Source organism: Ignavibacterium sp. (assembly GCF_025998815.1).
Classification (GTDB): Bacteria; Bacteroidota; Ignavibacteria; order Ignavibacteriales; family Ignavibacteriaceae; genus Ignavibacterium.
The window spans coordinates 492,269-504,663 of sequence record NZ_AP026678.1; the positions used below are offsets into that span (position 1 = coordinate 492,269).

At 34.7% G+C, this 12,395-nt stretch carries 8 protein-coding genes and 4 tRNA genes; 9 read left to right on the plus strand and 3 right to left on the minus strand.

Features of this window, described 5'->3' with window-relative positions; all coding sequences use genetic code 11:
• Nucleotides 1-28 precede the first annotated feature (28 nt).
• The 4 genes from Q0X14_RS02050 to Q0X14_RS02065 all read left to right on the plus strand — a co-directional run bounded on the left by Q0X14_RS02050 (nucleotide 29) and on the right by Q0X14_RS02065 (nucleotide 5,493).
• On the plus strand, nucleotides 29-1,882 hold the full coding sequence (locus tag Q0X14_RS02050) for a 2-oxoacid:acceptor oxidoreductase subunit alpha (RefSeq protein ID WP_297841761.1): 1,854 nt from the start codon (nucleotides 29-31) through the stop codon (nucleotides 1,880-1,882).
• Nucleotides 1,872-2,909 carry a 2-oxoacid:ferredoxin oxidoreductase subunit beta gene (locus tag Q0X14_RS02055; protein WP_297841765.1) on the plus strand — a complete coding sequence of 346 codons (1,038 nt, stop codon included), beginning with the start codon at nucleotides 1,872-1,874 and terminating at the stop codon, nucleotides 2,907-2,909. Before Q0X14_RS02050 ends, Q0X14_RS02055 begins: the two co-directional genes overlap by 11 nt.
• Nucleotides 2,910-2,974: 65 nt before the next feature.
• On the plus strand, nucleotides 2,975-3,961 hold the full coding sequence (locus Q0X14_RS02060; protein ID WP_297841768.1) for a bifunctional oligoribonuclease/PAP phosphatase NrnA: 987 nt from the start codon (nucleotides 2,975-2,977) through the stop codon (nucleotides 3,959-3,961).
• A 14-nt stretch (nucleotides 3,962-3,975) separates the two neighbouring features.
• Nucleotides 3,976-5,493 (plus strand): leucyl aminopeptidase, encoded by a 1,518-nt coding sequence (locus Q0X14_RS02065; protein WP_297841771.1) that lies wholly within the window; start codon nucleotides 3,976-3,978, stop codon nucleotides 5,491-5,493.
• On the opposite strand, the gene Q0X14_RS02070 is transcribed toward Q0X14_RS02065, so the two are convergent.
• From Q0X14_RS02070 to Q0X14_RS02080, 3 genes are read right to left on the minus strand one after another with little or no spacing between them, the layout of a single operon-like run.
• The gene (locus Q0X14_RS02070; RefSeq protein WP_297841774.1) at nucleotides 5,472-6,167 is read right to left on the minus strand and encodes an ABC transporter ATP-binding protein; all 696 of its coding nucleotides are present in this window, start codon (nucleotides 6,165-6,167) and stop codon (nucleotides 5,472-5,474) included. The two genes, Q0X14_RS02065 and Q0X14_RS02070, sit on opposite strands and share 22 nt — an antisense overlap.
• Nucleotides 6,168-6,169: 2 nt before the next feature.
• On the minus strand, nucleotides 6,170-7,399 hold the full coding sequence (locus Q0X14_RS02075; RefSeq protein WP_297841777.1) for an ABC transporter permease: 1,230 nt from the start codon (nucleotides 7,397-7,399) through the stop codon (nucleotides 6,170-6,172).
• On the minus strand, nucleotides 7,399-8,613 hold the full coding sequence (locus tag Q0X14_RS02080; protein WP_297841779.1) for an ABC transporter permease: 1,215 nt from the start codon (nucleotides 8,611-8,613) through the stop codon (nucleotides 7,399-7,401). Before Q0X14_RS02080 ends, Q0X14_RS02075 begins: the two co-directional genes overlap by 1 nt.
• A 160-nt stretch (nucleotides 8,614-8,773) precedes the next feature.
• On the opposite strand from Q0X14_RS02080, the gene Q0X14_RS02085 reads away from it, so the two are divergent.
• From Q0X14_RS02085 to Q0X14_RS02105, 5 genes are all read left to right on the plus strand, one after another.
• Nucleotides 8,774-8,848 (plus strand) — tRNA-Pro (locus Q0X14_RS02085).
• Nucleotides 8,849-8,865: 17 nt separating this feature from the next.
• A tRNA-Arg gene (locus Q0X14_RS02090) sits at nucleotides 8,866-8,939 on the plus strand.
• A gap of 155 nt (nucleotides 8,940-9,094) precedes the next feature.
• A tRNA-His gene (locus tag Q0X14_RS02095) sits at nucleotides 9,095-9,168 on the plus strand.
• Between the two features lie 41 nt (nucleotides 9,169-9,209).
• Nucleotides 9,210-9,281: transfer RNA gene (locus Q0X14_RS02100), tRNA-Glu, on the plus strand.
• 515 nt (nucleotides 9,282-9,796) lie between these two features.
• A complete protein-coding gene (locus Q0X14_RS02105; protein WP_297841781.1) occupies nucleotides 9,797-12,367 on the plus strand; it encodes a DUF3160 domain-containing protein in 2,571 nt (856 codons plus the stop codon).
• Nucleotides 12,368-12,395 lie beyond the last annotated feature (28 nt).

The window sequence follows — 12,395 nt, forward strand, 5'->3', positions numbered from 1 at the left end:
ATTATTAAACTTTATTAAGTGAGTAAACATGGAAACAGACAAAGAAAAAGAGTTGCTTCAACTTAAAGAAGTAACAATTAGGTTCGCAGGTGATTCCGGAGATGGTATGCAATTAACCGGAACACAATTTAGTGAAACAACCGCTTGGGTTGGAAATGATCTTAACACACTTCCTGACTATCCCGCTGAAATCAGAGCTCCCGCAGGAACAATTTATGGCGTAAGTGGATTTCAATTACATTTTAGCAGTGAAGATATTCATACACCTGGTGATCAACCTGATGTATTGGTTGCGATGAATCCTGCAGCTCTAAAGAAAAATCTTCCCGAATTAAAAAAGGGAGGAATGATCATAGTTAATTCAGATTCTTTTGATATTAAAAATCTTAATCTCGCACATTATGAATCGAATCCATTAGAAGATGGTTCGCTTGATGGATACCAGGTTTATCAGGTTCCAATCAGTTCATTAACCGCTAATGCACTCGAAGGAGTAAAACTAAGTCCGAAAGAAGTTTCCCGTGCAAAAAACTTTTTTGCTTTGGGCTTGATGTACTGGTTATTTAACAGACCGATTGATAATACAGTAAAATGGATTCACGAAAAATTTGCAAAAAATCCTGAGTACATTGAAGGAAATGAAAGAGCTCTTCGTGCTGGTTATAATTATGGCGAAATGACTGAACTCTTTACAGCAAGATATACTGTTGAACCAGCAAAACTTCCTAAAGGAACTTACAGAAGTATTTCAGGAAATGAAGCCACAGCATTGGGATTTCTTGCTGCTTCAGTTAAAAGCGGATTACCATTATTCCTTGGTTCATATCCCATCACTCCGGCATCCGAAATTATTCAGTATTTAAGTACTTACAAAAATTTCGGAGTTAAAACATTTCAGGCAGAAGATGAAATTGCTGGAATTACAACTGCAATCGGAGCATCATTTGCTGGTAACCTTGCAATCACTTCAACCAGTGGACCTGGTTTAGCATTGAAAACCGAAGCAATCGGTTTGGCTGTAATGACTGAACTTCCACTTATTATTATTGATGTGCAAAGAGGTGGTCCAAGTACAGGACTTCCAACAAAAACTGAGCAAGCAGATTTGCTACAGGCGGTTTGTGGAAGAAATGGAGAAGCACCCGTTGTTGTTGTTGCTGCAGCTACTCCAAGTGATTGTTTTAATATGGCAATTGAGGCATCACGCATTGCAATCAAGTATATGACGCCTGTTATTCTTTTAACTGATGGTTACATTGCGAATGGTTCTGAACCTTGGAAAATTCCGCACGCTAATGAATTGCCTGATATACCGGTTAAATTCAGAACAGAGAAAGAAGGATTTTATCCATACTTGCGTGATGAAAATCTTGCTCGTCCCTGGGCGATTCCGGGAACTCCTGAACTTGAACACAGAATTGGTGGACTTGAAAAATCTGATATCTATGGAAATGTTAGTTACGATCCTGATAATCATCACAAAATGGTTACACTCAGAGCAAAGAAGATTAAGAATATTGAAAATGATATTCCATTGCTCGAGGTAGAAGGTGAACAAAGTGGTGAATTATTAGTTGTTGGTTGGGGTGGAACTTATGGTGCAATTAAAGAAGCAGTTAACAAAGCGCGTGCTCAGGGATATAAAGTATCTCAAGCTCATTTCAGATACATTAACCCTTTCCCCAAAAATACTGAACAGGTATTGAGGAGCTTTAATAAAATTCTTATTCCTGAAATTAATCTTGGGCAACTAGCAAGATTAATCAAAAGCGAATTTCTTATTGATGTTCAGCAGTTTAATGTCGTAAGAGGTTTACCTCTTCGCGTTGCTGACATTGTTGATCAAATAATTAAGACCCTTGGAGGTAACAATGGCAAATAATGTTGAAGTAAAAGAAATAAAATATACTGCAAAAGACTTTGCTTCCGATCAGGAAGTGAGATGGTGTCCGGGTTGTGGTGATTATTCAATCCTTGCACAAGTGCAGAGAACTTTTCCTGAAATTATTGATCGACCAAAAGAAAATATTGTATGGGTTTCCGGAATTGGTTGTTCAAGTCGTTTTCCATACTATATGAACACTTATGGTTTTCATGGCATTCACGGTAGAGCACCTGCAATTGCCACGGGCGTTAAGTTAGCAAATCCAAATCTTTCCGTTTGGGTTGCTAGTGGAGATGGCGATTTACTAAGTATAGGTGGAAATCATTTTATTCATGCTTGCAGAAAAAATATTGATTTGAAGATTCTGATGTTCAATAACCGAATTTATGGGTTAACCAAAGGACAGTATTCTCCAACTTCTGAAAAAGGAAAAGTAACAAAAACAACTCCTTACGGAAGTGTTGATTATCCATTTAATCCTCCAATGCTTGCGCTTGGTGCAGAAGCTTCATTCATTGCAAGGTCAATTGATCGTCATCCAAAACATTTGCAGGAAATGATCAGAAGAGCAGGACTTCACAAAGGCACTGCATTCATTGAGATATTTCAGAATTGTAACATCTTTAACGATGGTGCTTTTTCTCTTCTTACTGAAAAAGAAACAAAAGATGATCATGTTCTTGAACTCGTTCATGGTCAGCCAATGATATTTGGAAAGAATAAAGATAAGGGAATCAAACTGGATGGAATGACTCCGATGGTTGTTGATTTAACAACAGGAAAATATTCAAAAGATGATCTTTGGGTACACGATGAGTTCGATCCCAATCCTGCAAGAACAGCAATCCTTGCTATGTTTGATGAAACTCCAGGTTTCCCAACTCCGATTGGAATTTTCCGTCAGATAACAAAAGAAACTTATGACGAAGGATTATTCAGACAGATTGAAGAAGTCAAAAAGAAAAAAGGTGAAGGTGATCTTGAAAAAATTCTTTTTAGTGGAAATGTCTGGGAAGTTAACTAACATCTTTTTATTCACTACTTTCGAATTTGAGGGCTTGAGCTATCAAGCCCTTCTTCATTAATCTTATGGTAAACTTTCAGAAACTTAAGAATATCATTCTTTCAAATAATTCTTTTCTAATTACAACTCATGTTAATCCTGATGCTGATGCAATTGGTTCTGAAGTTGCTTTTTATCAGTTAATAAAATCGCTTGGGAAAAAATCATATATCATCAATCATAGTGAAACTCCATATAATCTAAGATTTCTTGATGTGGATAATGTGATAAAACAATTTAATCTTGATGACCACGCTGATCTGTTTAATCAGGTTGATGTACTTGTTGCACTTGACTTCAACCGCAGTGACAGAACTGTAAGTATGAAGAAAAACTTCGAGCAATCAAAAGCAATAAAAATTTGTATTGATCATCATCAGGATCCTGAAAAATTTGTTGACTATGAATTCATTGATACAGATTACTCAGCCACAGGTGAAATAATTTTCAATCTTATTACAGAGACTAAAATTGTTCCTCTCACAAAACAAATAGCTGAACCAATCTACGCAGCAATAATGACTGACACAGGGTCATTCCGGTTTGAGAGAACAACTGCTAAACTTCATCGTAAAGTTGCAACATTGCTTGATGCTGGCGTTAATCCCACAGAAATTTATGATAAGATTTATGATCAGAGCAAATTCAGTAAGATAAAATTACTTGGCAGAGCTTTGGAATCAATACAGTTAATTGCTGAGGGAAAGATTGCTTTTATGAAAATCACGCAGAATGATTTTGAAGAATTCGGCGCAATAGAAAGTGATACAGAAAATTTTGTGAATTATAATCTTTCAATTGAAAATGTTGTACTTGGTCTTCTATTTATTGAACTAAAAAATGGATTTAAAGTCAGTTTCAGATCTAAAGGAAATATTCCTGTAAATAAACTCGCATCTGAATTTGGTGGTGGAGGACACACTAACGCTGCTGGTGCCAGATTTTTTGATCATAAAATGACGGATGAGATGATAAATTCAATTCTGGTTAAAGCAGTCAATTATGTCAAATAAAAAAAGGAGAGAGAATGTTTGAACTAAAAATAAATTTCGGTGCAAAAAAAATCTTTTATAAAAATCTCTCACTCGCTGTAAAATTTCTGGTTGATGATGGCTCGTTAAAAAAGAATGTTTCAAATATCGAAAGAATATTCAATTGCAGATTAACTGAACTTCAGAAAAATAATTTCGTTTCTAAAGAAGTTGATGAAATAAGAATTTCCAAACCATCTGGCAAACCTGATGAAATTATCCTGAAGAAGGTAAAACTTAATGATCAATTTGATGTTGATTATTTCCGGAATTATTTAACATCTCTTATTGAAAGAATTTCAAATGAACAAATAAAATATCTTCACATTACAATTCCTTCATACTCAGTCTTTAAAAAATATTTTGATGATGAAGAATATTTTTACCAAACTTTTATTGAAGGTATCTATTTTGGTAATTACTCATTCGATAAGTATAAAACCGAAAAGAAATCTCTTAAGCCACTTGAAGTATTTTTCTATGCAGAAAATGAAAAGAAAGTTAAGTCGGCTATCAGTACTGCAAACAATTTGATGAACGCAGTTTATTTTGTGAGAGATTTACAAAATGAACCTTCAAATGAATTAACTCCGGCTTTGCTTGCCAAACGGATTTCTTCTGAAGCTAAAAAGGTTGGAATCAAATGCACTGTATTTGATGAAAAAGAAATTGCAAAAAGAAATATGGGTGGATTGATTGCAGTAGGAAAGGGAAGTATCAACAAACCAAGATTTATTATTCTCGAATACAAACCGGTTGTTAAAGCAGCAAAAGCAAAAAAGACGAAACAGAAAAAAATTGTTTTGGTTGGAAAAGGGATGACTTTTGATTCAGGTGGAATTTCTCTGAAACCATCAAAGTCAATGGGTGAAATGAAAAATGATATGGCTGGTGCTTCAGTTGTTGCAGGGACTTTAATCGCTGCTGCAAAAAACAAACTGCCAATTCATCTTTTCGGTATCATTCCAACTGCTGAAAATATGCCCTCAGGCGAGGCATTCAAGCCGGGCGATGTAATCAAAACAGCATCAGGTAAAACAATTGAAGTTGATGATACTGATGCTGAAGGAAGAGTTATTCTTGCAGATGCTCTTGACTTTGCCTCAAAGTTAAAACCTAATCAGATTATTGACCTGGCTACTTTAACAGGTGCTTGTGTCGTTGCACTTGGAGAATTTGTAGCAGGACTATTTACTAAAAATGATGAGTTAGCAGTTAATCTCTATAAAAGTGGAATGAAAACTTTTGATCGTGTTTGGCGTTTACCACTTTGGGATGATTATCATAAACTGAATGAAAGTTCAGTTGCAGATGTTAAAAATCTTGGAGGAAGATGGGGTGGCGCTATTTCCGCAGCAAAGTTTCTTGAAAATTTTGTTGATAAAAAAATTCCCTGGGCTCATCTTGACATTGCAGGACCATCAATACACAACGATTCAAGAAATTACACAAAAAAATATATGACAGGATTTGGTGTAAGATTGCTGTTCGATTATTTGAAAAGTGATTCCTGATTTTTCAATCGTCCATCTTTAATCTCGAAAATTTTATCGGCGAGATTCATTAATTCAGGATTGTGAGTAACAATTACAAAAGTTTTATTAAAGTCGTTTTTCAATTTCAAAATCAACTGATGAATTGACTCACTGTTTTTTGAATCGAGATTCCCGGTTGGCTCATCAGCGAAAATTATTTTTGGATCATTAACTAAAGCTCTGGCAACTGCAACTCTCTGCTGCTCTCCTCCCGAAAGTTCAGCAGGTTTATGATCTTTTCGATCAATCAAACCGACTAATTCTAATAGTTCTTCCGCTCGTAAAAGCGCATCATTTAATTTTACGCCGGCAGCTAATTTTGGAATGGCAATATTTTCAGCGGCGGTAAATTCAGGTAATAAATGATGAAACTGAAAAACAAATCCGATGTTCTTATTTCTGAAGTGGGTTAGTTTTTCATCCGAATAATTAAAAATATTTTCTGCTTCAAAAAATACTTCACCACTATCAGGTCTGTCTAATCCACTTAAGATATGTAGCAATGTTGATTTTCCAGCACCAGAAGCTCCAACAATAACCGAAATTTTGTTTTCTTCGATTGAAAGGGAAATATCTTTAAGAACTTCCAGTTTGAATTTTTTATTGTTCTGATATGACTTAAAAATATTTTTTGATTCTAATATTATTTTCATTTCTATTCCCATTTAATTGATTCTAAGGCATCTACTTTAGCTGCTCTTCTTGCTGGGAAAAGTGCTGCGAGAAAAGTAAGCAACATCGAGGCTCCACTTACAAAAAAGAAATCTGAAATTCTTAATTCAAGAGGTAAGCTATCAATTTTATACATTGTTGGATCTAACGGATAAATGTTGAAATTCAACTGCAGCCAGCAAACAAAATAGCCGAGCATTACGCCAAAGAATGATCCGAAAATTCCAATAAGTATTCCTTCATTTAAAAATATTTTTAGAATTGAATTCTCTGTCACTCCGAATGATTTCATTATGCCAATGTCTCTTTTCTTTTCAAGCACTGACATTGATAGCGAACCAAGAATATTGAAAGAAGCAACTGCAATTATTAGTGAGAGTAAAATATATGCAACCCATCTTTCAATTTGCATAACCGAATAAAGTTCTTTGTGAAAATCATACCAGGTATTAACATCAGCAATTTTCGGATCAATCATTCCGCTAAGTTTATCTTTTATTTGTTCTGATTTTGTCCTGTCGATTAATTTAATTTCATATCCTTCAAAAGATTTTCTGAAACCAAGTAATTCCTGACCAAAGGATAAATCAGTGATCGCAAGGGATTCATCATATTCATTGTTCTGAGAATTGAATATTCCTCTAACGATAAATTTTTTAGTCAATGGAATTGAACTCTGCATTAAAACACTTTCGATATTAGCAGGAGAAACTATTGTAACAGTATCGCCTGTTACAGCTTCAAGCTTATCAGCTAATCTGATTCCAATATAAATTGAATTTTCAGGTTCACTTTCCGGATTTGATTTTGAAGATATTGTCAGCTTATCAAAATCATATAGATTATTTATTTCATTAAACTTAACCGCTCTCAGATTAATAACTTCAGTTTTACCTCTGTTTAATGCTAATACTTTTCCAGAAACAAATGGTGAATAACTTTTAATTTCATCTATACTTTTTATTTTTTCTTCAATTTCTGAATGAAGTAAATCAGTAGATTCAGATTTGAACACAATTCTTAGATGGGGATCCAAACTCATTAAGTAGGAAGTGACAAGACTTCCGAATCCATTGAAAACAGAAAGCACAACAATTAGTGCAGCAACACCGATTGTAATTCCTGCAATTGATAGGAATGAAATAATCGTGATGAAGTTCAACTTGTGTCGGGATATCAAATATCTTTTCGCAATAAATTTTTCTAAATCCATCAGTCAAACCTTAATGCTGCAACTGGGTTAATTCTTGATGAAATAATGCTCGGTATCAGCGAAGCCAAAATAGCAAGCACAATCGTTATTAAAGAAACAATAAGAAATATTTCAAACGACAAATCAAATGGAACTTTAGTAACAAAATAAATACTTGAGGGAACTTTGATAATATTGAATTTGGTTTGAATTTCCATCAGAGCTAAAGCTAAAATATTTCCAGCTATTGTTCCAAGAATTGCAAGATAAAATCCCTGTAAAAGGAAGATTTGAATTATGTGTTTCTTTTTTGTCCCGAATGATTTAAGGATTCCGATTGAGTTTGTTCTTTCAATTACCATCAACAGTAATGTTCCAACAATGTTGAAAACAGCAACAACAATAATAAGTCCAAGTATTATTGGAATAGGTTTTTTCTGAAGTGAAATCCAGGTAAAAATGTTTTTATGCAAATCAAAAATACTTCGGGCAAAGTAAGGGTATGTCAATTCTTTTCTCAAAAGATTTGCAAGACTATCAGCTTTTGAAATGTCATTTAGTTTAATGTCTATTCCATTCACTTCACCTGGCATCGAAAAAAGATTCTGAGCAGAAATTAAATTTGTAAAAGCAATTGATGCATCATACTCTGCAATTCCACTTTCAAAAATTCCTGTCACTTTGAATTTTTCAATGTTTGGCAAATTGTCCAATGAAGGAATTTGATTATTCTTTAATGCAAAGAGACTGACATTATCACCAACTTTAATCAATAATTTATTAGCAAGAGTTTTTCCAAGTATGAGCGTATTTGAAGAATCCAAATACAGATTACCTTCAATTATATTTTCCAAAATTTTGTTTTTGTATCCTTCATTGTAAATGCCCTTTATAGTTACACCATCTTTTCTGTTTTTGAAACTTATCAGTGCGAGATTTGACAGAAATGGTGAAGCATAATCAAGATTATTTCCGCAAATAGAATCAATTTTTATTAGTGAATTATCTACTGAGGGAAGATTTGATTTAAAGCTAAAGATTTTAATGTGTGAATCGATATCAGTTAATTTCGCCGTGAGAGTTTTCTCAAAACCCGATATAACACTTAGTGCAATAATAAGTGTGGCAACACCAAGAGCAATACCACTGATGGCAATAGTAGAAATTAAATTCAGAAACCGTGAATCACGGTTCGATTTGATATATTTTTTAAAGATAAAGTAAGATATATTCATTAAATTTTTAATGTTTAATTCAAAATTAACTAATCAGTCAATACAATTGAAAAAAATGTGATTTCTAAAGAAAAAGAGAATTATTGGTGTACTAATTAATTGTTTTTTTTAGATACTTACTATATATTTTGCTCTCAATTTTTGAAAGTTTTTTGAAATACGGGGCGTAGCGCAGCCCGGTTAGCGCGCCTGCCTTGGGAGCAGGAGGTCGCAGGTTCGAATCCCGCCGCCCCGACTCAGCTTGAATTATAAGCGCCCGTAGCTCAACAGGATAGAGCATCAGCCTTCTAAGCTGAGGGTTAGTGGTTCGAGTCCACTCGGGCGTACAAAATCTTGAAGTTCTTTTAATTCTGAGAGATGATAAAATCGCCACAGCATCAGCCTTCAACGCTGAGGGTTAGTGGTTCTGCAAAGCATCCTTTGGAGAGTCCACTCGGGCGTACAAAAATTAGAGTAGCTCTTTAGATAATGATTTTATACGGTGAGTATAGCTCAGTTGGTCAGAGCACCAGGTTGTGGCCCTGGGGGTCGTGGGTTCAAGTCCCACTACTCACCCATTGAAACTAAATTCAATAAAAATTAGTTTTGCATTGAAAGGCCCCATCGTCTAGTGGTTAGGACATCGCCCTTTCACGGCGGTAACAGGGGTTCAAATCCCCTTGGGGTCACAAAATCCCGAAGATTTTTTTCTTCGGGATTTTTTTTTGAAGAATGCAAACATCTTTCAAACTCAGTTTTGTCCGAACTTTCACGGCAGTAACAAGGGTTCTCCAAAGGATCCCTTGGAAAATCCCCTTGGGGTCACAAAATCCCGAAGATTTTTTTCTTCGGGATTTTTTTTTGAAGAATGCAAACATCTTTCAAACTCAGTTTTGTCCGAACTTTCACGGCGGTAACAAGGGTTCTCCAAAGGATCCTTTGGAAAATCCCCTTGGGGTCACCAGTAATCCCGAAGAGTTTTCTCTTCGGGATTTTTTTATTGAGAATCCTTTCAAATTTTTGAAATATTAGAAGTGATCTAAATTTCACGGCGGTAACAGGGGTTCTCCAAAGGATCCCTCGGAAAATCCCCTTGGGGTCACGATTAATCCCGAAGAAAAATCTTTCTCTTAGGGATCTTTTTTGTGTTTCGAACTTTAGTTAAAATGTGTTAGTTTCCTAAGGTAGAAAAACGGAGGAGGTCATGAAAAGATTAACCCTTAGTGCCTCTCTGCTTTTGGTTTTCTCGCTTGTTTTATACGGACAATCCAACTTTAACATTGAGGCTTATCGTCAGTTTTTGAAGTCCCATCAGAATTTATCAACAAAGGGACTGTTATCAATGCATCCTTCAGGTACATTTCTATTGAACATCAATACTCCATATAACGATTCCAGATTATTCTCCCGAATAGATTCATTTTACTCCCTCACTAATTTTGAAAAAGAGCTTCTTAATAAACACGGATTTATGGTAAGTGAAAGACTTAAGAAGATTTCTTTTGGGGAAAGTTTAATGGAAATATTTCACGCTGATATTCCGGTATTCGTTTCAGTTGATGCGATACTTCATGCGTTCCATATATCATATGATAGAATTTTAATTGATGTTGAAATTGGACTTATCTACGATAAATTAAAACAATTGTTACAAACTCTACATTCAAATCAAAACCTATTGGCTACAAAGTATGGGTCGAATCCACAGATGCAAATAATGCTGAATGATGTTGATGTCTATTTAACTATTGCCTGTCGGTTAATGAATTTAAATGTAGCTCCTTATTACTCTCAGAACTCAACAATAGTCAATAAAATTCTTAATTTGATTTCGAATGAACAGCCAACCGCATATAATCTATTCTCAGACAATTGCAGAATAGTCGATTGGAGTCAGTTTAAACCGAGGGGGCACTACGCAAATAATCAAGTTTATCCACAATTAGCAAATTATTTTCGTACAATGATGTGGCTCGGTAGAACAGAATTTTATCTCTTACAACCAGGTGGAGTCGACGCTTCTCCTTGTCATCCTTCAATCGCTGATATTCAAAGACAAACTATTGACGCACTTCTGATAAATGAATTAATCTACTCAACTAGTTCTAAAGCTATTTATGATGAGATTGAAACAGCTCTAAAAATATTTGCTGGAGATCAGGATAATATTACTTTGGATAACCTGTCCTACCTGAAAACTGCGACTTCTGTTACTAATGCAGATGAATTATTGAACTTTTCAAAATTCGCTGAGTTTCAGGATACACTTAGGAAGCAATCTTTTGCGTATCAGCTAATACTTTCACAGATACTCCTCAATGATCCGATTACTGCTGATTCAATTTCACCTGCTTCATCATTTTTGCTTTTTGGACAAAGATTTGTGATTGACTCCTATGTTACAGCGTCTGTTGTGTATGATAGAATAAAATACTATAATCGGGTGATTTGCAGATTATATCCATCGACCCTTGATGTTCTCTTTTCACTTGGTAACGATGCAGCCGCTCAATTGTTGATAAATGAATTAAACCAATATAATTATTCTTCAAATCTTGCAGCGCTGAGGCATCTTATTGATTCTTACGATAATGATTTCTGGACTTCAAATATTTATTCATATTGGTTAAAGATGATTCGTGATTTAAATCCACCATCGGATCGTTCATCTTTACCAGAGTTTATGCAAACTGCTGCGTATTGGCAGCAGAAAATGAATTCACAATTGTCTTCGTGGACTGAGCTGCGGCATGACAATATTCTTTATGCAAAACAATCATATACAGGAGGCACAGTTTGCTCTTTTCCATATTCTTATGTTGAACCATTTCCGGAATTCTATTCAACTATAAAAGAATTTGCACTAAACGCAAAGGATAAAATTAACTTACTGAATTTTTCTGATAATGGGATTAAATCAATAATAATGCAGTATCTCGATCATTTATTTTTCACAAGCGATACTTTACAAACGATTTCAACAAAAGAGTTAAATGGTATTATGCTCACGCAAAATGAAATATCATTTCTACAGAGAATGATTTATAATAAATTTGGATCAGGTAAAGATTATGATGGTTGGTATCCAAAATTATTTTACTCGGATTTTGCTCATGGGAATAAAGGTTTAATAGAAAGTGATCACATTGTTGCCGATATTCACACAACTCCAACTGATTGTTACGGTTCAAAGGAAGGTTGGATTTCACATGTTGGAACCGGATATATCAATATAGGAATTTTTATTACTCCCTGGGTTGATGGTGAATTAACAGCATTTGCTGGTCCGGTTATGAGTTACTATGAATACAGAACAAAAAACTTTTTAAGACTTTCAGATGATGAATGGAAAAATGTTTACTTACAATCTGCTTTAAGACCTGACTGGGTCAACTTATATCTCGCTGATTCATCTGGAAATTCGAGAGGATCAGGTCCTAAACTTTTAACTTCTGAAAAAGATGATTTTAACAATTCTATTGTTGATGATTACGAGATAAAAATAGCTAATCTCCCTAACCCTTTTAATTCATCAACACTGATTGTTTTCACTGTTCCGGTTTCTCTTACCAATCAAAATGTTAATCTGAGGATTTTTGATCTTAATGGCAATTTAGTCTCTGAATTGGTCAATCAGACACTTTCATCCGGAAATTATATTTATCGTTGGGATGCAAAAAACTCTGCGGGACAAAATGTAGCAAGTGGAATATATTTTTATAATATTCAAATTGCCGACAGAACCAAAACAGGGAAAATGACACTAATTAAATAAGTTTCTGATTAATACTTGTATTTTCTCA

Excerpts from the sequence above, each read along its gene's own strand:
- Q0X14_RS02050 (WP_297841761.1), top strand. The coding sequence starts at position 29 with ATGGAAACAGACAAAGAAAAAGAGTTGCTTCAACTTAAAGAAGTAACA.
- Q0X14_RS02055 (WP_297841765.1), top strand. The coding sequence starts at position 1,872 with ATGGCAAATAATGTTGAAGTAAAAGAAATAAAATATACTGCAAAAGAC.
- Q0X14_RS02060 (WP_297841768.1), top strand. The coding sequence starts at position 2,975 with ATGGTAAACTTTCAGAAACTTAAGAATATCATTCTTTCAAATAATTCT.
- Q0X14_RS02065 (WP_297841771.1), top strand. The coding sequence starts at position 3,976 with ATGTTTGAACTAAAAATAAATTTCGGTGCAAAAAAAATCTTTTATAAA.
- Q0X14_RS02070 (WP_297841774.1), bottom strand. The coding sequence starts at position 6,167 with ATGAAAATAATATTAGAATCAAAAAATATTTTTAAGTCATATCAGAAC.
- Q0X14_RS02075 (WP_297841777.1), bottom strand. The coding sequence starts at position 7,399 with ATGGATTTAGAAAAATTTATTGCGAAAAGATATTTGATATCCCGACAC.
- Q0X14_RS02080 (WP_297841779.1), bottom strand. The coding sequence starts at position 8,613 with ATGAATATATCTTACTTTATCTTTAAAAAATATATCAAATCGAACCGT.
- Q0X14_RS02105 (WP_297841781.1), top strand. The coding sequence starts at position 9,797 with ATGAAAAGATTAACCCTTAGTGCCTCTCTGCTTTTGGTTTTCTCGCTT.